The organism is Sphingobacterium sp. UBA6645, assembly GCF_002455685.1.
GTDB lineage: Bacteria > Bacteroidota > Bacteroidia > Sphingobacteriales > Sphingobacteriaceae > Sphingobacterium > Sphingobacterium hotanense.
In genome coordinates, this window is sequence record NZ_DKLH01000014.1 from 1 (window position 1) to 22,074 (window position 22,074).

Annotated in this window: 20 protein-coding genes; 8 read left to right on the forward strand and 12 right to left on the reverse strand. The window is 41.6% G+C overall.

What is annotated here, in order from left to right:
• Positions 1-137: 137 nt before the first annotated feature.
• The 8 genes from trpA to B2400_RS02500 form a co-directional block, all read right to left on the reverse strand.
• Complete coding sequence (gene trpA, locus B2400_RS02465) at positions 138-893, reverse strand: tryptophan synthase subunit alpha (protein ID WP_149527070.1); 756 nt, start codon at positions 891-893, stop codon at positions 138-140.
• A 4-nt stretch (positions 894-897) separates the two neighbouring features.
• Positions 898-2,082 carry a tryptophan synthase subunit beta gene (gene trpB, locus B2400_RS02470; RefSeq protein ID WP_149527069.1) on the reverse strand — a complete coding sequence of 395 codons (1,185 nt, stop codon included), beginning with the start codon at positions 2,080-2,082 and terminating at the stop codon, positions 898-900.
• Positions 2,060-2,701, reverse strand: coding sequence for a phosphoribosylanthranilate isomerase (locus B2400_RS02475; protein WP_223110830.1), 642 nt, complete (start codon positions 2,699-2,701; stop codon positions 2,060-2,062). The genes trpB and B2400_RS02475 overlap by 23 nt, the downstream gene beginning before the upstream one ends.
• On the reverse strand, positions 2,694-3,683 hold the full coding sequence (gene trpD, locus B2400_RS02480) for an anthranilate phosphoribosyltransferase (protein WP_293930584.1): 990 nt from the start codon (positions 3,681-3,683) through the stop codon (positions 2,694-2,696). The genes B2400_RS02475 and trpD overlap by 8 nt, the downstream gene beginning before the upstream one ends.
• A gap of 203 nt (positions 3,684-3,886) precedes the next feature.
• Positions 3,887-4,348, reverse strand: a complete 462-nt coding sequence (locus tag B2400_RS02485; protein WP_293930585.1) for a hypothetical protein — start codon at positions 4,346-4,348, stop codon at positions 3,887-3,889.
• 89 nt (positions 4,349-4,437) lie between these two features.
• Positions 4,438-4,659 (reverse strand): DUF2795 domain-containing protein, encoded by a 222-nt coding sequence (locus B2400_RS02490; protein ID WP_002996718.1) that lies wholly within the window; start codon positions 4,657-4,659, stop codon positions 4,438-4,440.
• Between the two features lie 139 nt (positions 4,660-4,798).
• The gene (locus B2400_RS02495; protein ID WP_286651540.1) at positions 4,799-5,545 is read right to left on the reverse strand and encodes a lysophospholipid acyltransferase family protein; all 747 of its coding nucleotides are present in this window, start codon (positions 5,543-5,545) and stop codon (positions 4,799-4,801) included.
• A gap of 61 nt (positions 5,546-5,606) precedes the next feature.
• Positions 5,607-6,977 carry a dipeptidase gene (locus tag B2400_RS02500; protein WP_293930586.1) on the reverse strand — a complete coding sequence of 457 codons (1,371 nt, stop codon included), beginning with the start codon at positions 6,975-6,977 and terminating at the stop codon, positions 5,607-5,609.
• Positions 6,978-7,192: 215 nt separating this feature from the next.
• Between B2400_RS02500 and B2400_RS02505 the strand changes: the two genes are divergently transcribed.
• Both B2400_RS02505 and B2400_RS02510 read left to right on the forward strand, forming a co-directional pair.
• Entirely contained in the window at positions 7,193-9,985 is a 2,793-nt protein-coding gene (locus B2400_RS02505) for an outer membrane beta-barrel protein (protein WP_293930588.1), read from the forward strand.
• A gap of 2 nt (positions 9,986-9,987) precedes the next feature.
• Positions 9,988-10,779 carry a GLPGLI family protein gene (locus B2400_RS02510; protein ID WP_149527063.1) on the forward strand — a complete coding sequence of 264 codons (792 nt, stop codon included), beginning with the start codon at positions 9,988-9,990 and terminating at the stop codon, positions 10,777-10,779.
• Between the two features lie 434 nt (positions 10,780-11,213).
• On the opposite strand, the gene B2400_RS02515 is transcribed toward B2400_RS02510, so the two are convergent.
• On the reverse strand, positions 11,214-11,396 hold the full coding sequence (locus B2400_RS02515) for a histone H1 (RefSeq protein WP_149527062.1): 183 nt from the start codon (positions 11,394-11,396) through the stop codon (positions 11,214-11,216).
• Between the two features lie 127 nt (positions 11,397-11,523).
• Complete coding sequence (locus tag B2400_RS02520; protein WP_293930589.1) at positions 11,524-13,662, reverse strand: S46 family peptidase; 2,139 nt, start codon at positions 13,660-13,662, stop codon at positions 11,524-11,526.
• 111 nt (positions 13,663-13,773) lie between these two features.
• Here B2400_RS02520 and B2400_RS02525 point away from each other — a divergent pair, with 111 nt between their 5' ends.
• The 6 genes from B2400_RS02525 to B2400_RS02550 all read left to right on the forward strand — a co-directional run bounded on the left by B2400_RS02525 (position 13,774) and on the right by B2400_RS02550 (position 20,542).
• The gene (locus tag B2400_RS02525; protein ID WP_149527060.1) at positions 13,774-15,120 is read left to right on the forward strand and encodes a DEAD/DEAH box helicase; all 1,347 of its coding nucleotides are present in this window, start codon (positions 13,774-13,776) and stop codon (positions 15,118-15,120) included.
• On the forward strand, positions 15,117-15,359 hold the full coding sequence (locus B2400_RS02530; RefSeq protein ID WP_149527059.1) for a hypothetical protein: 243 nt from the start codon (positions 15,117-15,119) through the stop codon (positions 15,357-15,359). The genes B2400_RS02525 and B2400_RS02530 overlap by 4 nt, the downstream gene beginning before the upstream one ends.
• A 2-nt stretch (positions 15,360-15,361) precedes the next feature.
• On the forward strand, positions 15,362-15,712 hold the full coding sequence (gldC, locus tag B2400_RS02535; RefSeq protein WP_149527058.1) for a gliding motility protein GldC: 351 nt from the start codon (positions 15,362-15,364) through the stop codon (positions 15,710-15,712).
• A gap of 13 nt (positions 15,713-15,725) precedes the next feature.
• Positions 15,726-16,130, forward strand: coding sequence for an EVE domain-containing protein (locus tag B2400_RS02540; RefSeq protein ID WP_149527057.1), 405 nt, complete (start codon positions 15,726-15,728; stop codon positions 16,128-16,130).
• Between the two features lie 465 nt (positions 16,131-16,595).
• Entirely contained in the window at positions 16,596-17,327 is a 732-nt protein-coding gene (locus B2400_RS02545) for a LytR/AlgR family response regulator transcription factor (RefSeq protein ID WP_149527056.1), read from the forward strand.
• An 8-nt stretch (positions 17,328-17,335) separates the two neighbouring features.
• Entirely contained in the window at positions 17,336-20,542 is a 3,207-nt protein-coding gene (locus tag B2400_RS02550) for a sensor histidine kinase (RefSeq protein WP_293930592.1), read from the forward strand.
• A gap of 85 nt (positions 20,543-20,627) precedes the next feature.
• Here the strand turns inward: B2400_RS02550 and B2400_RS02555 are convergent, their stop codons facing one another.
• Both B2400_RS02555 and B2400_RS02560 read right to left on the reverse strand, forming a co-directional pair.
• Positions 20,628-21,155: an acyl-CoA thioesterase gene (locus tag B2400_RS02555; protein ID WP_149527054.1), complete on the reverse strand. Its 528-nt coding sequence runs from the start codon at positions 21,153-21,155 to the stop codon at positions 20,628-20,630.
• Positions 21,145-22,074 carry an SDR family oxidoreductase gene (locus tag B2400_RS02560; RefSeq protein WP_293930594.1) on the reverse strand — a complete coding sequence of 310 codons (930 nt, stop codon included), beginning with the start codon at positions 22,072-22,074 and terminating at the stop codon, positions 21,145-21,147. The genes B2400_RS02555 and B2400_RS02560 overlap by 11 nt, the downstream gene beginning before the upstream one ends.

Below are 22,074 nucleotides of genomic sequence, written 5' to 3' on the forward strand. Positions count from 1 at the left end.
GAGTCAGGAGCGTTAAAACCATAAAATATCGACTTACTGCTTAAAACTCAAAAATGAAAACAGTAATGAAATCGCAAAAGCTATAAAACAGAAGAAGGTGCCTTTTTAGACACCTTCTTTTTTATTGTCTTTAATATTTACGATTTGATAGACTGTATAAATGCAGGTATGCGGTCTAAGTAGTCATCTTCCGCCAATAGCTTGACGAACGCTGTACCTACGATTGCGCCATTGGCATAACTCGTAGCTTTTGAAAAGGTATGGCTATCATGTATCCCAAACCCTATGATGAATGGGTTTTTCAGGTCCATATCCTTTATTCGTTGGAAGTAACTTGCTGCTTGGTCTTGGATATCTAATTGTTTTCCCGTCGTGGCGTTTGACGATAATAGATAAATAAAGCTTGTCGATAAATCATCGATCTTGCGGATTCGGGATTCCGAAGTCTGTGGCGTAACTAAAAAGATGTTGCTAATTCCGTTCTCCTCAAAAATAGGTTGGTATAGCTCCTCATATTCATACATCGGTAGGTCTGGGATGATGGTTCCATTGACACCAACTTCCTTACATGCTTTGCAGAATGCTTCTACGCCAAATTGAATAACCGGATTGACATACCCCATCAAAAATACGGGGATCTGTACATGCTCTCGCAAATCTTTAAGCTGCTCGAACAATACCTTAAGCGTCATTCCGTTTTTTAATGCAACTTCCGAGCTATGTTGGATGGTAGGGCCATCCGCCACAGGGTCGGAATAGGGAAATCCGATTTCTAGAAAATCTGCCCCTGCGGCCTCTAGAGCCTTAGCGATTTCTAGGGTACTATTAATGTGCGGGTATCCTGCGGTGAAGTAAATGGACAATAATCCATTTGCGTGTTTTGTTATTTGCATGGTCTTAAAATCCAAAATATTTCATGTAATTATCTAAATCCTTGTCTCCGCGGCCTGATAAACAGATGACAACGGTTTCATCGCCTTTAAAGTTCATCTTCTCCAGATGTGCAAGTGCGTGGGAACTTTCAATTGCCGGGATGATACCTTCAAGCTTCGTTAATTGCAAGCCTGCTTGCATCGCTTCATCATCTGTCGCACTAACATATGTTCCACGACCCGACTTGAATAACCAGGCGTGCTGCGGTCCGATACCCGGGTAGTCTAACCCAGCCGAGATAGAATAAGGTTCGATTACTTGGCCATCCTCCGTTTGCATCAGGATGGAGCGGCTACCGTGTAATACTCCTTCGTTACCAAGAATCGTCGTTGCAGCAGATTCACCGCTGTCTACACCATGTCCGGCCGCTTCAACTGCGATCAATTGAACATCTTCGTCGTCTAAGAAATGATAGAACATTCCTGCTGCATTTGAACCTCCACCTACACAGGCCATCACAATATCCGGAGTTTCTTTGCCGGTCTTCTCTAATAGCTGCTTCTTCGTTTCTTCGGATATAATCGATTGAAAGCGAGCAACCATATCGGGATAAGGATGTGGTCCTACGACAGAACCTATGATATAATGCGTATCCACTGGATTATTTATCCAATCTCTAAGCGCTTCGTTGGTTGCATCCTTCAATGTTTTGCTGCCTGATTTAGCCGCCACAACAGTTGCTCCCATCATCTTCATACGGGCAACGTTTGGTGCCTGGCGCTCAATATCGATTTCACCCATGTAAACAACACATTCTAATCCTTTTAATGCGCATACCGTTGCGGTAGCAACCCCATGTTGTCCGGCTCCGGTCTCTGCAATGATTCGTTTCTTTCCGAGTTTTTCTGCTAATAGGATTTGTCCTATCGTGTTGTTGATCTTATGTGCTCCTGTATGATTCAGATCTTCGCGTTTTAAGAAGATATTAGCATTATATTTTTCCGATAAGCGATTAGCACGGTAAAGAGGAGAGGGGCGTCCTACGTAATCCTTTAATAATTGTTCGAACTCCGCTTTAAAACTTGGATCTTCTAGGATCGCTAAGTATTGCTCCTGCAACTCTTCCACATTAGGATACAGCATCTCCGGGATGTATGCACCACCAAAAGGGCCGTAATATCCTTTGTTATTTACTTGATATTTGCTCATGTTCAATTATTTTCAGTGCTTTATTTATTTTATCTAAGTCTTTGAGACCTGCAGATATTTCAAATTTTGAATTTAAGTCCAAGCCGATTAGTCTTTCGTCATCGAATTGGTAGGCTTCAGCCAGATTTTCTAATGATAATCCACCACTTAAGAAATAGGGCTTGGCGTAAGGATAGGTCTTCAGCTTATCCCAGTTGAATGTTTTTCCAGTGCCACCATATGCTTCGCTCTTGCTATCAAATAGGAAATAATCGACTGCAGCGAGATAGGCTTCTAGCTCATTCCATTGGAAATCATCGTCCACACCAAAGGCTTTGATAAGCTCTACACCCAAATCTTTGATTTCCTGGCACAGGGCTACCGATTCATTTCCGTGTAATTGAACAGCCTCTAGCTGCTGATCAAGGATCGTTTGCTTGATGGTAGCTCTATCTGCATTAACGAAAACTCCTGTCCTTTTAATAGTCTTTGGAATGGGAAGATCAATGACCTCCGAAACATAGCGTGGCGACTTCTCATAAAAGATATGCCCGATATAGTTTATTGGAAGTTTTACCAGTCCTGCGATATTCTCAGGCTCCCGCATACCGCATACTTTGATGAGGATTTCCTTAGCCATTGATTAGCTTATTAAAACTGTTTAATGCTTTTAATCCCAACAAGGAAGACTCCGCTTCGTAATAACAATCGCCAAAGCTCTTTTCCGGATGGAAGGTTTTGATTCCGAAAGCCGCGTTTGTCAATACGGTATTATTCTGTTCGTTGGTTCCTTCGCCTTCAATTATTTTTCTGAATATGCTCGCAGCGTCCTCTACCGTATCTCCCCCCGCAAGATCAGCGGGATTGATTGGGCTAAAGCCGATTTCTTCGGTCGTATAATAGTTCTCGCCGGCGTTGGTAATGATCTTGAAATCTCCGGTCAACGATATTTCATCATAACCATCTAAAGCATGCATGATGCTGTATTGCTTGTCTGTCCCTTGGTACAGGTAGGCGTATAAGCGGGCTAGCTCTAAGCTGAAAACGCCTACCGATTGGAATTTCGGATTGGCAGGATTGGTCAGTGGGCCGAGCATATTAAAGAAAGTCTTCACCGATAATGCTCTGCGGATGGGAGCTACAGTTTTCATTGCCGGATGGAAGAGCGGAGCATGAAGAAAGCAGATGTTTGATCGTTCCAACTGCGCTTGTAATTCGTTATGATCATTAGTGAACTGATACCCCAGATATTCCATCACATTAGAAGAACCGCATCCAGAAGATACCCCCACGTTTCCATGTTTAGCCACATGGTACCCGGCACCAGCCACAACGAAGGATGCTATCGTTGATATATTGAATGTGTTTTTGCCATCACCGCCGGTGCCACACATATCGATCAAATCGTATCCTTTAAACTCGACCTTATTGCACAGATCGTACATGGCATCGCGAAATCCGCCCAGTTCTTCCACGCGGATGCTCCGCATGCCGTAGATCGTCATAAAGGCTGCAATCTGGTGGCTATCGTATTTGCCGGTAGCAATGTTCGTAAGGATGTCGTATGCTTCCTTTCTTGTAAACGACTTGTATTCAAATAAATGTGCTAGTATCTCTTTCATAAAATTCAATAAAAAGGGCTTGCCGAAAAGGCAAGCCCGCTATTTTTTGTTTCGCTAAATTAAACTAATAGGTTATTGCCACAACATTATATGCTGTGCCACCACCAAGTTTTATTTGCTACTGCTGTATTCATTAGTTATTGAACAAATATCAAAGATACTTTTGAGAATTGCAAGGATTCTATTAAAAAAATGTCTTTTTGTTAATAAGTGACGAAATGCGCCATCTCATTTCCTTTTGATACGAGGGTAAAAGAGGCGATTTTTCCGCCTTCAACGTATAGGGAAGTCAATAGTCTGTTCTTGTAGTAAAGAAAAACCATGTTATCAATGTTCATGCCTTCCGGGTCGATATCGCGTACTTCTTTGCGCGGTAGCTCATGGAAAGTTTTATATTGAATCTCATCCACATTTTTCAACGATAGGTTGATTCTTATTTCTTGTAGACTAGCCTCCAAGTAGTCGTAAAGCTCATCATTGGGATTATTAACAATCACCCTTTCACTCAGGATAACATCCAATGGCGTGTCAAAGTTGGCTAATTCATTGATAAAGCCACGTGCGACACTCATACTCTTGCCGTCGCCGGTAGAGCCTTTAGCGGATTGAGCCATTGACATAAAAGGAAGTATGATTGTTAGTAAAAAAAGTAATTTCTTTCCCATATTCATTCTGTTTAAGCCTTTGACAAATATTTCTATAAAAGGATTAAATAAAAAGCGCCTTTTTTAAAAAGGCGCTTTCTATCATGATGTTAATATTCGTCTTCGTTGAAAAAGAAGTCATCTTTAGTCGGATAATCTGGCCAAATCTCCTCGATGTTCTCGTAAGGTTCACCGTCGTCTTCTAAAGCTTGAAGGTTTTCAATTACTTCAACAGGTGCTCCTGAACGAATAGCGTAGTCAATTAATTCATCTTTTGTCGCTGGCCATGGAGCGTCTTCTAAATGCGAAGCTAATTCAAGTGTCCAATACATATCTCTTTAATTAAGTTTTACATTTTCGCAAAAATAATATTTAATTTAACTAATGCAAGTAAAATATGTGTAAATCTTTCATTAATAATATAACTAATAGAATATCAGTCATTTAAATACTTGAATACGAGGCTAAACATTAATATTTGGCGAGATTTTCTAACCAGACTTTATTCATTTTTTCATAAACCTCGTTCTCCACCGTGTTAGTTTTTGCGTTTTCAGTTTCAGCATACTGAATGGGCTTCAGCACGGAGATATGAATAACACCGGGAGCAGATCCGAATTCTCGGCCATCATCCCACATAACCTTCCACGCATTGTGGATAATCACAGGAAGAATTGCAGTTCGATTCTCCTGCGCCATCTTAAAGGCGCCTGCTTTAAATTTGTGAAGTTTGGGTGGATATTCATCTTCAATAGCACCTTCCGGAAATATCACCAGAGATTTACCTAATCCCAGCAGTTCCAAACCACGCTTAAAAGCTTTGAATGAGGATATCTTGCTCTCGCGTTTCACCGGTATATCGATCGACTTAAAGAAAATACGTGTTACAGGGTTCTTTAACAGTTCTATTTTCCCCATAAAGGAGAACTGCTGCGGACAGAGGTAGGTGAGCGCTGTGATATCTAAAATAGAGGTGTGATTGGGACAAAGAATATAGGGCTGCGACCAATCGATAGGCTCCTCGTAATGTATTTTAAAGCGAATACCAACCAAATGAACACTAAGAATAGAAATCCACTTGCGAAACCAAACGATAGCAGCATAGTTCTTAATCGGATTCCTAGAAAGTAAAAAAAGAAGGGGATAAGAAAGGATAAAAAAGAATAATACAGCAAAGAAATAAAGAAGCCTGTGTATTTTTCTTAATAATAATAACATTATCTGCGATCAGTTAGCCGAAGATAAAAAAAATGCTTCACAAGCGTGAAGCATTTTTATGTTATTTCCTTAATTCAGCGTAATATTTATGGAAAAGTGGAATTGTCTCTATACCCTTCAGGTAGTTTTCAATGCCATATTTTTCATTTGGAGAGTGTAAGTTATCACTGTCCAATCCAAAACCTAACAATACCGTTTTGATTCCTAATTCTTGTTCGAATAAAGCAACGATTGGAATAGAACCGCCACCGCGTGTAGGAACTGGCTTCTTGTTGAAGGTTTCTTCTAAAGCTTTCTCAGCAGCTTTGTAAGCGATACTGTCTGTAGGAGTTACTACAGGCTCGCCACCATGATGAGGTTTAACTTCGATTTTAATATAATCAGGAGCAATACCTTCGAAGTGCTTCTTGAATAATTCTGTAATGCGTTCTGAGTTTTGGTTAGGAACTAAACGCATGGATATCTTAGCAAATGCTTTAGAAGGTAATACAGTCTTCGCACCTTCACCGATATATCCACCCCAAATACCATTAACTTCTAATGTTGGGCGAATACCCGTACGTTCAATTGTCGTATATCCTTTTTCTCCCCAAACATCTGCAACGCCTAAGTCCGTTTTGTATTCTTCGATATCGAAAGGTGCTTCGTTCAACGCTTTGCGTTCTTCGGCAGTTAATTCAATAACGTCATCGTAGAATCCTGGGATAGCGATATGGTTGTTCTCATCGTGCAATGAAGCAATCATCTTCGCTAGGATCGTAGCAGGGTTTGCTACAGCACCACCATAAACTCCTGAGTGCAGATCGCGGTTAGGACCTGTAACTTCTACTTCAACATAAGAAAGACCACGTAAGCCTGTTTCTAATGATGGAGTCTCTAAGCTGATCATTGAGGTATCGGAAATAACAATTACATCTGCTTTCAAGCGCTCTTTGTTCTCGCGAACAAAGATTCCTAAGTTAGCTGAACCTACTTCTTCCTCGCCTTCGATCATGAATTTGATGTTACAAGCTAGCTCATTGTTTTTAACCATATATTCAAATGCCTTAACATGCATATAGAATTGGCCTTTATCATCAGCGGCACCACGTGCATAGATTTTACCATCGCGAACGGTAGGTTCGAATGGAGGGGTATCCCACAATTCCAATGGATCTGCAGGCTGCACATCGTAGTGACCATAAACTAATACAGTTGGTAAAGATGGATCGAAGATCTTCTCTCCATATACAATTGGGTAGCCAGCAGTCGGGCAGACTTCAACATTATCCGCGCCAGCATCTTTTAATTTTTGAGCGACAAACTCTGCAGTGTTTAAGACACCTTCTTTAAATTGTGGATCTGCACTTACAGAGGGAAAGCGCAATAATTCAAATAATTCGTCCAAGAAGCGATCCTTATTCGCTTCTACATAGTCTTTGATTTTTTGCATTTCAAATGGTTTTTACAAAGGTAGTGAAATAAATTTTACTAAACCTGTAACTTTTCACTCTGTTAGGCTACCAATAGGTGGTTCTGATGAAGTCCCTAGCGTATTTGTATTTATCTGTTAATCTATGTTAAACTCAAACGTTTGGACTGCTTATATCACGTAATTGTGATATTTTCGTAGAACCTAACGAATCGCATTATTTTTTAATATTACTTATGAAATTACTAACCACTGTCTTGCTAAGCCTTGTCCTCGGTTTTATTTCGCTACAGACTTCTGCCCAGAGTAAAATCTCGGGTTCTATTGTAGATGAGTCTGATAAGACTAAACTAGCCAACGCCACAGTCATGCTTCTTCAAGCTAAAGACTCCATCCTTGTTGATTTTACACGTGTAAATGCTGATGGAAAGTTCGCCATCAAAAATCCGGATAATCAGGATTACTTGTTGATTATTAGCTATCCAAAGTTTGGAGATTACTTCCAAACGATAAAAAAAGGAGCTGGGAATGTCGCATTAGGAGAGATTGAGCTGCAAAGTGCTGCCAATCTAATTGAAGAAGTTTTGATTACAGGGAAAATACCGGTGGTGATAAAAGGGGATACAACAGAATATGATGCTTCTAGCTTTGTGACGGAGAAGAATGCGAAGGTAGAAGACTTGCTGAAAGTGCTACCGGGTATCTCTGTCGATGCCTCAGGTAAGATTACTGCGCAAGGAAAGACTGTAGAGAAGGTCTTGGTCGATGGTGAAGAGTTCTTTGGTGATGACCCGACCTTGGTGACACGAAATATCCGTTCGGATATGGTGGATAAAGTTCAGGTTTATGAGAAGAAGTCGGAACAGGCTGAGCGAACGGGAGTAGATGATGGAACCCGCATACAAACCATCAACGTGAAGTTGAAGGAAGATGCGAAGAACGGCTCTTTTGGTAAGGCGGAACTTGCGGGAGGATTAGGAAACGATAAGGAATATTACATGGGCAAGTTAGCCTATAATAAATTCAAAGGGAGTTTTAAATTAGGAGCTTATTTAATGGGCTCTACGGATGGGAAGTTTAGCCTCAGTTGGCAGGAGCAGGAGAAATTCAACATGTCGGATACGGAATCTGGAATGACAGGTGATGGTGGATTTTTTATGGTACGCAATAGCGACGAGTTTTCGAACTGGGACGGCAAGGGTCATCCAAAAGCGATTTCTCTAGGAGCTTCAGTGATGGATGCTTGGAAGGATAAGAAACATAAACTGAATGCGAGCTACAAGTTTGCTAGGATCGAAAATGATGTGTATGAAAATACTTTGCGTCAAAATGCGACCAATGAGGGGGTCATCAATACCGAGGAAAACAAGAATATCGGTTCGGATGCAAATAAACATCGTGTGAATGCGAAGTATGATCTAGCAATCGACTCCCTTTCCACGTTAACTTTTAAAGTATCGGCTGATCGTACGCATGCGGATCGCGCAACGAATGTGGATGCAAGTACCTGGAGAGATGGCACGCTTGCCTCTGACAATACGAGTAATCAGCAGGAAATGTCTAACATAACTAATGTGACCTACAATGCTTTCTATACGAAGAAATTCAAGAAGGAAGGTCGGTCAATTTCCTTAACTTTTGCAGGTAGCAATGCGGAAAACAACAACGAATTGCAGGTGAAATCGGAACTGAATAACCGTATTACCGCAGCACGCGACACCGTAGACCAATTTAAGGATGGCAATTCGAAGACTGACAATCTAAGCACGTCGATCGTTTACTCAGAGCCGCTTTCAAAACGTTGGAGATCATCGATTGGTTATGACTTTAGCCAGTCGAAAGCGCATTCTGTATTGAGTTCCTTCAACAAGAGTGCTTCCGGAGAATACAACGACTTCGATCGGGAGTTCAGTAATGATTTCAACTTCAACACAAGGACGAATTCAGCAAACCTGACTTTCGGATACAAGTCGGATAAAATAGATTTCAACGTGACGAATACCCTTCGTCATGATGATATGAATATGTTCAATAACTTGGATACTGTCGACCTGAAGCGTGATTATTTGACATTTACGCCGAATTCGCGCTTACGTTATTCTTTCACGAAGACTAAAGCATTGGGATTGGGCTATAGACGCTACACTCAACTGCCTTCTTTAACGCAGATTCAGCCATTGCGCCAGAATACGGATCAATTGAATCAAACCATTGGTAATGAAAATCTGAAGCCTTCTATCAACAACTCGTTTTCATTAGATGGCGGATCATACGAAATGATGAAGGGTAGATACTTTTATCTAGGAACGAATGTTACGCAGACAAAAAGAGCGATACAGATGAATGAGACGGTTTTTCCTGATGGGTCTAGAATCCTGATGTATGATAATGCCGATAAAGATGCCTACTCGGCTTTTGCGTATGCTGGAAGCGGATTCAACGTGATTGCCAAGCATCAGATTAAAGCTGACATTAACTTAGGAGCGAACTATAGCAGCTCCTACAATTTGATTAGAGATGTTCCGCGTCAAAACTATGAGGACATCCCTTACGACGAAAACAAATCAACGACCTATGATTATAATATCCGTTTTGGATTAGAAAAGAATACCACGAAGGGCGTTGACTTTGAAGTGGGTGCAAGACCAGGATGGCGTGTCATGAGATCTACATTTACACCGGATCGCAACTCCGAAGGCTTCACTTTAATCGGGGATGCTAGAGTAAGAGCGTACCTGCCGGCAAAATTCCAATTGTATGCTGATTTAGCTTACACATACGAGGCGCCAACGAAAACCTACGCTGAGAAATTCGAACGCGCCATCTTTACGCCAGGCGTGAGCAAGAAATTCTTAAAAGGGGAGAACTTGGTGGTAGACTTCTATGTCAACGACATCTTGAATCAAAACAAAGGATTTAGCCGTAGACAAACGGTAAACTCTTTTACCCAAGAAACGTTTAACACTATTTCCAGATATTTTATGCTAAAAGTTAGCTGGGATTTTACATCAATGAAAGGAGCTGAATAATCATGAAAATGAAACTATATATTGCCATACTATTTCTGTTTGTCTTAGGCTTTCAACAAGCAAATGCACAATATGCCTTCTTCCCAGAACAAGGCGTTATTACTTACGATAAGACAGTACACGTGAAGAATATGCTGAGACGACAAATCAGCATGATGAAGGAGACTGATTTCCAAAGGAAGTTTTTCGAAGATATGTTAACAAAGGTGCCGGAAACAGCGGTATTACAACGGAAACTTACTTTTTCTGGAAGTGAATCCATCTTGGAACCCCTAGCCAAGGACCAACCTGCTATGGTTGCACAGCTGTTGCGTTTCGGATTCTTAGACTATGGAACAAAAATCTATCAGAACCTCGCTACCAAGCAGACTTCTATGACCTTAGAAGTTGGGGGCTCGCCAATAGCGATTTCAGACTCCCTAACGAACGTTAAATGGAAGATCACTAATGAGTATCGCAATATCGCAGGATACGATTGTAGACGCGCAAATGGCGTTACATTAGACTCAGTGTATGTCGTTGCATTCTACACCGACCAAATTCCATTAGCCAGTAGCCCCAGCACGCTGCACGGCCTACCTGGAATGATACTAGGACTCGTTGTACCCGAGCAGAATTTCAATATCTATGCCTCCAAAGTCGAAATGACCGGAACAACAGTTACAGATAACCTAATCAAGAAAAAAGCTTCTGCTTTCACAAGAGAACAGACACGCAACAAAATGCGGGAGATCCTTGGGCAATGGCTATCAGAAAAGCAATTTGGGCTGTTCTTTGCGGCTATGATGCTTTAGAGGTAGGGGGATTAGATTTTAGACATTAGATATAAGATATTAGATTTATGGCGCCGATTAGGCGCCTTTATTTTGTCAGGATATTTGGTTTTTTGCCAAAAAAAGTAAGGGAGGTTTGTCTTTAAGCAGGGAAGGAAGGAAATTTTGTCTTGAACCAGGAAAGGAAGGATTTAAGGAGCAACAGGATCGGGCATAACGTCATTTGAAAGGGTGTTTTGAACCAAGAAAGGAAGGATGCAAGGATTATCAGGATCGTGTTAAACGGATTAGACACTTACCACTAATTATGATACGAAGATGAGCAAGATCCTGCTGTTCCATAAATCCTTCCTTTCCTGGTTCAAGACAAAATTCTCTTTCTTTCTTGGTTCAAGACTAGACAAAAAAAACCTGGACCATTAAGATCCAGGTTTTTATTTTGTAAACGGGGTTACTTATTTTTTACCGTCGTTTTTCTTAGCAGTGATCTCGTTACGGATATCTTGTGCTAAAGTTTTGATGTCTTGTAAGCCTTTACGAACGCGAGTTCCTGCTGCTGAATTTCCGTTGTTGAAGAATTTTTCTGCATCAGCTTCGATTGAAGCTACTAGCTCTTTTAATTTAGTGTAGTTTTCCATTTTTTTAATTAATATAATTTTAGTTTTTCTTAATTAATTCTCTAAGATATCATAAATATACAAAAGGAATGCAAACAAAGCTAATTTCAGCGCTTTTTTTTGTGTTTAAAACCCTTTTGAATAGATATTACTCTACAATTTTTAACTCGTCAATGATGTTTTGCGCACCGGCAAATTTATCAATTACGAAAAGAACGTAGCGGATATCAACAGAGATAGTTCTTTGCAATTTAGGATCAAAGATTACATCCCCAGCCATAGCCTCGATGTTACCATCAAAAGCCAAGCCAATTAATTCGCCTTTTCCATTTAAAACCGGCGATCCGGAGTTACCACCCGTGATATCTTGATCACTTAGGAAGTTTACAGGAAGGTATCCTGCTTTATCAGCATAACGTCCGTAGTCCTTCGCTTCGTATAGTTCCATTAAACGTTTTGGAAGATCAAATTCCTCATCGTTTGGTTTGTATTTCGCGATCGTTCCTTGCAAAGTCGTGTAGTTATTCACCTTCGCATCGTTACGTTTGTCTTTAGGTAATGCTCTGATTGTACCGTAAGTTAAACGTAATGTGGAGTTTGCATCCGGGTAGTATTTACCGTTAGGATCCATTTCTAATACACCAGCAATATACTTGCGAGAAGCTGCTTGGAAGTCATTTACTAGTTTTTCAGACTCTGGAGTAGACTCGCGGTACTTGTTCATTAATGCTGTAGAGATCGCTAATAAAGGATCATTTTCTACAACTTTCGCATTTGGATTTGCTAAATAAGCTTCAATTTTTTCTTTTGAAGCGAATACGCTGTTATCGAATGCTTTCTGAATATCCGCTTGGAAATTACCACCATTTTTATCAGCCATCTGACGGATATAAGTAGCAATTTGTCCGCCTTTCGCTGCGTAAAGATTTAATTCATCTGCTAATACATCAACTTCTAGCGGTAAATAAAGACCCTCATAGTTATCATTGACATAAGCATCTAAGCGAGGTTTCATCTCTTTGCGTTTTGCCTCGTTCTCATTTGCATATTGAATCAATCCGCCACCAAGGCTATATGGCAATGCTGCAAACGTCGATGAGCGTAACATTCCCATTAAATAATTATCGTGTCTTGCTTTTTCGTTGGTCGCTGCATAATAAGCATTGATCGTCGAAATTACATCACCATATTTTTCTTTATTTGCTGCTTTGTTAGCCCATTTATTGAATTTTTTCTCTTGTTTTGCTTTAGCCTTCGCTGTTTTGTGCTTGCTCAAAGCATCGATCATACCTTGTCTGTTTTTCCAATAGTTGGCAACACCCGAGTATTTCGAAGCATAGTTAATACGAACAGCCTGATCTTGGTCCATGTGTTTTTTCATGGCATCCATACCAGTTTTCGAAGCTTCTACCCATGCAGGATATGCGAATTCTACGTTTTGATCGATACCCGCAGCGTTCATCCAACGGTTTGTGCGACCAGGATATCCTAAGATCATCGAGAAATCACCTTCTTTAACTCCCTTGATGCTGATCGGAAGGAAGTACTTTGGTTTCAACGGTACGTTGTTCTTCGAGTACTCTGCAGGGTTTCCGTCTTTATCGCCATATACGCGGAAGATTGAGAAGTCACCAGTATGACGAGGCCATTCCCAGTTGTCTGTATCTCCACCGAATTTACCGATGCTGTTTGGAGGCGTACCTACCAAGCGAACGTCTGTATAGTCTTGGTAAACGAAGTAGTAATATTCATTTCCATTGTAGAAAGGACGTACTGAAACAACGTATTTGCCATTCTCACTATTCTCAGCTTGGATCTTAGCAATCTCTTGGTTGATTACTTTTTCACGTTCTTTTTCTGACATCTTATCGTTTACTAAACCTAAGATACGTTTAGAAACATCGTCCATACGAACGAAGAAACGAACAGAAAGAGACTTCGGTTTCAACTCTTCAGCGTAGTTTTTAGCCCAGAATCCGTTAGTTAAGTAATCGTGCTCCGGAGTAGACAATTCAGCGATAGCATCATAACCACAGTGGTGGTTGGTGAATACTAAGCCAGATCCTGAAACGATTTCTGCGGTACATCCGCCATTGAATTGTACAATCGCATCTTTTAAGCTAGAGTTATTGATGCTGTAAATTTCTTCTGCAGTAAGTTGTAGACCTTTCTTCTGCATGTCGGCCTCGTTAAGTCGCTTCAGGTGCATTAAAAACCACATGCCCTCGTCAGCGAACGAGAAGGTACTGACGAACGCCAGTACGATTAGTAATCCTATTTTTTTCATATCAACCTTGTTTGTAATTGACAAATTTGCTGGAATTTGGTCGCAAATCAAAATGATTTGTCAGGAAATCCATACATAAGCATGTGCTAGCTTTTACCTATCTTTGCGGTAATGGCATCATTCGAGGACTTTAAATTAAACAGACAGCTATTAAATGCGATAGCAGAAGCAGGCTACACTACAGCTACCGAAATACAGCAAAAAGCAATTACCCCCATCCTTGCCGGACAAGATGTAATGGGTATTGCACAAACGGGTACCGGGAAGACCGCAGCCTTTGTATTGCCGATGCTGATGAAGCTGAAGTATGCACAAGGAAATGATCCTAGAGCGTTGATTTTAAGCCCGACACGCGAGTTGGCCATGCAGATTGAAGAGCATATTCGTCTCTTCTCAACCTACCTAGATCTACGCACAGTTTTATTATACGGAGGATTAGGTCCGAAGACCCAAAAAGAGCTTTTGGCAAAGGGATGCGACATTATTGTAGCTACCCCCGGACGTTTCCTTGACCTTTACCTAGAGGGTGATATCAACGTGAAATCACTGAAGTTCTTGGTGCTAGATGAAGCGGATAAGATGATGGATATGGGGTTCATCGGAAAGATACACCGAATCCTAGAAGTGGTACCTCGCAAGCGTCAAAACCTATTGTTCTCAGCAACAATGAGCGAATTGGTAAGGAAGATTGCCGGAGATTTCCTCGCCTTCCCAACGATTATTGAAGTCAGCGAGCAGGCGACACCGGCGGCAACCGTCGCACAGTCATTGTACTTTGTGCCCAATCTTAAAACCAAGTTAAATCTACTGCAACACTTCTTCAAAGACGATGAGGCATTTAGCCGTGTCATTGTTTTTTGTAAGACCAAAGTGGTCGCAGACCGTATATTTTCATTCCTAGAGCGTAAGTATGCTCAAGATGAGGTTCGCGTGATCCATGCCAATAAAGGGCAAAATACCCGTATCAATTCCATCAATGCCTTTAAAGAAGGGAATGTTCGCATTCTCGTGGCTACCGATGTTGCAGCTCGTGGATTGGACGTTTCGCAGGTTTCGCATGTAATCAACTTTGACGTGCCTATCGTTATTGAGGACTATGTACACCGTATCGGTCGTACGGGCCGCGCATTCAATACAGGCGATGCGATTACGTTCTGTAACCCTGCAGAGGAACATAACATCAGAAAGATTGAAAAGTTAATCCGTCAATCTATCCCTGTTTATGATATTCCTGAAGATGTGGTGATTGAAAAGACACCATTTGATGAGAAACAGGCAATCGCGAGGGAAATAGACAATCAGAAGAAAAAGGATGATCCGGACTTCAAAGGAGCATTCCACGAAAAGAAATACGCTATTAAGGCAGCAAATGCACGTGCTTCTGGCGCTAGACCTAGTAATAAAGGCAAGGCAAAGCCGGGCAAGAAAAGCACGGGCAAACCAGGGAAGAGAAAATGAAACTAACGCCACTCAATATCGCGCTAGCTTGTGTGCTGGTATGGGCTATCTCCGAAATGGGAAACGAAGGGGAGCCTTTATTTTCCTGGGTATGGCTTGTCGTATTGTCGGTGTTGTTAGTGTTTGTGGATATTTTATTCCGCGTTTGGGTTAGAGATATTCAACGATTATGGGTGATGCAGATAGGCTTCATGATCATCGTTGGGATAGTGACAGTTTTGATAAAAATACAGTTTTAGATATGAAAAAAGCAGAAATAAAGCTTAATGTGACGTTGGATGATGCAAACGTGCCTGAGAGTATTCAATGGACATCTTCAGATGGGGAGAACTCCGAAGAACTGCCAGCAAAGGCTATGTTCTTAGCATTGTGGGACGCGCAATATAAAAACACACTCCGTATTGATTTATGGACTAAAGACATGCCGTATGACGAGATGAAGCGTTTCTTCTATGAAACTCTACAGACCATGGCAGACTCCTTTATCCGCTCTTCTGGAGGCGATCCGATGGCAGAGAAAGTAATAGCAGACCTACGCGATTACTGTGCGCATTACGCCGATAAAATGGAAATCTTAGAACAACAAAACTAAATCTTAAAGCTTCATGAACTATTTTTTAGTAAAATCTGAACCCTTCAAATACAGCTGGGAACAATTTAATAAAGATGGGGAGACCTTTTGGGATGGCGTGCGTAACTATCAGGCTAGAAATAACCTGAAAGCAATGAAAAAAGGCGACTTAGTTCTTTTTTACCATAGCAATGAAGGCAAAGAGGTAGTAGGAATCGCCAAAGTAGTAAAGGAATTCTATCAAGACCCTACTACAGACGATGAACGTTGGGTAGTAGTCGACCTAGCGCCCGTAGAAACTTTTAAGAATCCAGTAACGCTAGAAACCGTAAAAGCTGATCCATTACTGCAGGATATCGCCTTAGTAAAACAAGGCCGCTTATCTGTTATGCCCCTAAAAGCTGAAGAGTTCGACCGTTTGGTGGAACTGGGGGCTTAGTACTTAGTATTTAGTACTTAGTATTTAGACCTATTGCGGGTTTAGATATTACACAATGGATTTTAGACATTAGCGTATTGTCTGAACCAGGAAAGGAAGGATTTTAGGATATTCAGGATCCTTTCAATCCTTACATCCTACCTTTCCTGGTTCAAGACTAGATATTAGATATCAGACATTAGATATTAGACCCGATCCTGTTCATCCTTACATCCTTCCTTTCCTGGTTCAGACAACGCCGCTCCCAAACCCTTACCCGACGCAAACGCCAGATCCTGCCAACCCTTACATCCTTCCTTTCCGGGTTTAAGACAAAGTCTAAAATCTCACATCTCCCATCTTATATCTAATTCCCAATCTCCCTTTACACATTCAAATCCCGTGCTCACTCATTGAAAACATTTTATTTCATTGATTGATTTATCTTTAGGATTAGGTATTTTTAAATAAACTAGCTAACCAATTATGATAAGGGCCGTGATATTAGATGATGAGGTAAAGGGGAGCAACCTTTTACAGCATAAGCTTCAGGTATTTTCTGATGTTTTGGAAGTCGTCAGCATCTTTAATGATCCTAAAAAGGCTTTGCTACCAATTCAAGAATTGCAAGCCGATGTCTTGTTCTTGGATGTGGAGATGCCTATCATGAATGGCTTTCAGTTTCTGGAGGCATTGGGGCAGTTTGAGTTTGAAGTTATTTTCGTAACGGCTTATAACATCTATACTTTGGATGCGCTTCGCGCTAATGCCTTAGACTATCTGCTGAAACCTGTCGATCCCGACGAATTGGAAAAGGCGATAGAAAAGCTTCGAAAGCGAATTCATGGGAAGGAAGCGATGCGAAAAATGGATATTCAGGATGTAAAGAGCACATGTTCGCGAATCGCATTGCCTACCGCCGAGGGAATACATCTCATCAAAAGAGAAGATATTCTGCGGATTGAGGCCATGAGCAATTATTCCGTATTTTATCTGATTAGCCAGTCCAAGATCATCGTTTCGAAGACCCTGAAGGAATATGAAAACCTATTAGAAGATCGAAACTTCTTACGTATCAATCGCAGTGTTATTGTCAATCTGGATTATGTCGTGAAATATAAGAAAGGCGATGGTGGACAGGTAGAGACGATCGACGGTGCCGAATTGGAGGTCTCGTCAAGTAAAAAGCTGGTATTGATGGAACGTTTATTTTCATAGAGGCGGATATGCATACAGTGAGACTCATTTTTGGATTGATTTGTTTTGCTGTAATATCAGCCGGCAAAAGCTTGGCACAACAACGCATCTATAATTACATCCAATTTACGGAGAAAGAAGGTCTCCCTAGCAATGCCATCAATGGACTAGCCTTGGATAGCTCGGGTGTACTGTGGCTTACCAGCAAACATGGCCTGTCCTACTTCGACGGAGCACGCTTCACGCATGTCCCATTTCAACAGGGAACCAGTGCCTATTCCAATTACCTTGGGAAATTAGCCATCGATAATAAAAACAGAATATGGATTACAACCAACGATCGAGGGCTCCTGTGCTACGATCGTTCTAAACCAGTAAACAATTCGCTGAAACAATTTCACGCTCTTGTGGGGCCTGATAGCCTGATTAAAACAAATCTCTATGAGGTTCTCCGATCTTCAACGGGTCTGATCTATTTTGCAGGTCAGGAAACCGACTTGCAGGTCCTGAATCCAGAGACGGGCAAGGTCAGGCAACTTAAGATGCCGGGGATTAACACAAAGGAACCATTAAGCATCTATAATATTCAGGAAGATAGGGAAGGGATGCTCTGGATAGGGACGCGGTACCATGGCGTTATCCGTTATAATCCGAAGACCAAAGAACCGAAACAGATCGACTTCAAAAATATTGGAGAGAATGGTGCAACGGGTATTTCCTTTGTTAACAACAAGGTGTTCTTGGGGTATTATGATTACGATTTGGTTTCTTATGATGCGCAGTCGGGCGCAGTTCAGCATTCTATTTTAGGATTAGGGAAAAACAAAGATTATTACGACAATTTTATTTCCTCCATGGCCTATTGGCCCGAAGAAAACAGCTTACTGATTGGACATAACGTTAGAGGACTATGGAGTATGAATCTGGACTCGAACAAAGCAGACTTAATCAGCTGGGATAATTTAATGCCTAGCGTTCCGCAGCCTTCCCGAATACAAGCTTTGCTGCCGACGAAAGATGGCTATTGGATTGGCACCGAATCGGGCTTGTTCTACTACGCGAAGTCATGGAACCGTGTGAATAGCCTAATTCCCTTAGGACAGCATGAAGAACCCATATTGAAGTTAATTAAGTGGGATAATGAGGTATGGTATAGAACGGAACATTCTTTCGGACAGCTGAATGCAAACTATGAGCGGATTTCCAAATTCCCCATCCAAAATTTCCGGGTCAGCATGATGACTGCTCATGCCGATAATCTATATTTCTCTACTTTCGAAGATGGTGTTTATGTGTTCAATCGAAAGCAGCAGCAGTTACAGGCCTTGCCGATACAAGGTGAACTGCATAACTTTCGAAAGGCCGATTGTAATAACATCATCCCCGACACGATTAATGGCGAAGCTGTACTATGGATTGGTTCTTGGAATTCGGGACTTTATAAATATACCCTGAAGGACAAGCGCATGGAGCTTTTCGATAAAGAAGATGGTCTGCCGGATCGAAAAGTAACGACGATTGCAAAAGATGCAAAAGGGCGTATTTGGTTGGGAATGGATGGCTTTGGTATGCTGCGCCTGCTCAATAAGGTGCGACCAAGTTTTCAGTCATTTGTGCAGGGAGGTGATACCGGCGCTTTGATGTCGAATACGATACTCTCGTTTTACACGGCTCAAAATGGCGATTTTTGGTTCTCTAGCGCTAGCTCAGGCATAGGCAGGGTCATTGAAAAAGATGAAGGGAGATTTGAGTTTGCCCAGTTCTACGATCGGAATCCTTTCCCTTGGCTGTATGCGGTTGAAATGAAAGAGGATGGTAAGGGCTTTATGTGGATTAAAGCACTTGATGGGGTCATGCTTTTCGATCAACGAAAGCAGGTATTCCGACATTTGCTGGCGGGAAAAGGAGTGTATCCACCTAAATCCTATCAGACTACAGGCTATTTCCTGGATAAACAAAAACTGATATGGACAACGGCAAGGGGGCTTGTGGTAGGAGATTTGGCGCAGGTTAATCAAGGTATCAACATTCATGCAAAGCCAATCATCAGTAAGTTTAGCATCCACAACCTGGACCAAAGCTACAGGCTAAGAGCTGCTACTTTATCGCTGCGCGCGAAGGAGAGCAGTTTTGCATTTGCATTTTCATCAGATCGACAAGTTCTTGGCTATCCACTTCGATATGCATACCAGCTTGTCGGGTTTGATGGCGATTGGGTCATGGCCGGAGAGGATTTGCAAGCATACTACAGTAATTTGCCCGGTGGTCAATATAAATTCCGCGTGAAAGTTGCCGATGGTTTGGGCAACTGGTCTCCTCATATCGCAGAGATCCCTATTAGCTTAAAATCATTTTGGTATGCAACTTGGTGGTTTAAAACGCTTATCGTCTTAGCGGTATTAAGTACCATTATCTTTTTTTTCCTCTACCGAATCAGACAGCAGAAAATAGTAAATAGAATGCAGCTGTCCTACAATGAGAAATTAGAGGCTGAGCTGGCGTTAAAAGTAAAGACAATACAGGACCAGGCTGCGGATATTGAGCGCGAGAAGCAAGAGAAGATTGCCAAGGATTTTAAACAAAAACTCTACGAAAGCGAGTTGAAAGCCATACGCTCGCAGATGAATCCACACTTTATCTTCAATGTGCTGAATTCCATTGAGGCCTATGTCGTAGAAAACGATAGTGAGAATGCATCCAAACTGATACAGAAATTTTCTAGTCTCAGCCGAATCGTCTTAGAGAATTCCCAGTTCTCTATTGTCAGTATCCGATCCGAACTGCAGCTTGTAAAGCTTTATCTAGAGTTAGAAAGGGCTCGTTTTGACAATGCATTTGACTTTCGCATTGATGTTGAGGGACAGATCAACGTGGAAGAGATTAGAGTGCCCTCTTTGTTAATTCAACCGCTCGTGGAGAATGCCGTGCATCATGGTGTTCGGCATCTTGAAAACCGAAAGGGAAAAATCCACATTAAAGTATTTGAAGAAAATAGCGAAGTGATCATCGATATATTGGATAATGGAATTGGCTTTTCTCAGTCGCATCAGGAAAACAAGCCAAGTTTCAAGAACAGCTCCTTCGGAATAAAAGGCATTGAGGAACGCCTCAAGATGATCAACGAGAATTACAATTCGCCCATTGCCCATCTCTATATCAGCGATCTGGATGTAGAGGAAACAGGCTTTAGAACCTTATTGCGGATTATTCTTCCTAAAACTTTCATGTTTCCCTAGAAATCTCGACAGGCTGAAAATTCGGGAGTGCTTTAGAAAGTAACGCTCAAGGGAAAAAGAGGATAATAGGAGGGGACTTGCCCCTCTATATCGCGTGGTTGAATAACTTTACTAGGGTCTTGATACCTTTAGCATTCTCAGGTTTCAATTTACCACCTAGTAATAGGCGCAGTTCTCTACGTTGAAGTGCTTCTTCAAACAGTTTCTTCTCGCTGTCCGACTCTGGAATAAGTCCCGGTATAGGCTTCGGTTTTCCTTGCTCGTCGATAGATACAAAGGTATAGTAAGCCTCATTTGATTTTACTTTCGTTCCTTCAGGTAGGTTTTGAGCAAAGATTTCCATACGAACTTCAACGGATGTGTTGAAAGCACGCGTCACTTGCGCCTGTATAGTCACAACTTCGCCTAACTTAATCGAGCGTTTGAAAGAAACGTTGTCTACTGACACGGTTACCACTTGATTCTTGCAATGCTTTTGTGCAGCCATTGCCGAGCAAATGTCCATCCAATAGAGTAAACGGCCTCCCATTAAATTACCAAATGTATTTGTATCGTTGGGAAGTACCAACTCATTCATCTCCGTATAGGATTCTCTTGCGAATTTATCGTTCATTTTGTTTTTCAAGTTCTTTAATTTGTTGCTCGATACGCTCGAACGAGGCGCGCAAAGGCGTCGGGTTATAGCCCAGTTCTGCTTTTGCTTTATCTAATACAAACCCCGTTTTGCGCGGACGGTTTGTAGCTTGTCCAATTTCTGCTGCCGTGACCGACCCAACGAGATTGCGGTCCAGATTCCAATAGTCAGCAACCTGTTCTACGACTTCCTTCACTGAGAATAGGGTATCGCTGGATATATGATAGATGCCTTCCGCATTTTTTTCTACCGCCAGTAAACAAGCCGTAGCGAGATCATCTACCCAGGTTGGCATTCGCCATTGATCAGAAACAGCTTTGATAGCTTCTCCAGCCTCTAGCTTATTTTTTGCCCACAGTACTAAGTTCGATCGCTTCTTATCCGCAATAACACCATAAACTAATATCGTGCGAAGGATCGCTGCCGAACAACCTGAGGCGCGTATTTCCTGCTCTGCATCTAATTTACTTTGTCCATAGGCGTTGACAGGGCTACATTTATCTTCCTCTTTATAGGGGCCATGCTGCCCATCGAATACGAAATCTGTAGAAAGAAAAGTCAGGTGAATATCCTGCTCCTTGCAACGCTGTGCAAGGAATGTAGCAGAGTCCACATTGATCGCTTTACACAAGACCGGGTCATTCTCGCATACTTCTACGCTGCTCAATGCGGCGCTATGGATAATATGCGTTGGTTGAAACTCATCAATCAAACGACCTAAGCCTTCCAGGTCTATCAAATTTAATTGTTGAAATTTATAGCCTTCATTTTGCGGATTTCGATTCACAGAAGCTGAGGTACAACAGAGTTCGTAATTCGTGTTCTTTAAGATCAACTCCGTTAATTTATGGCCTAAGAAGCCATTCGATCCGGTTACTAATATGCGCTTTTTATCCAT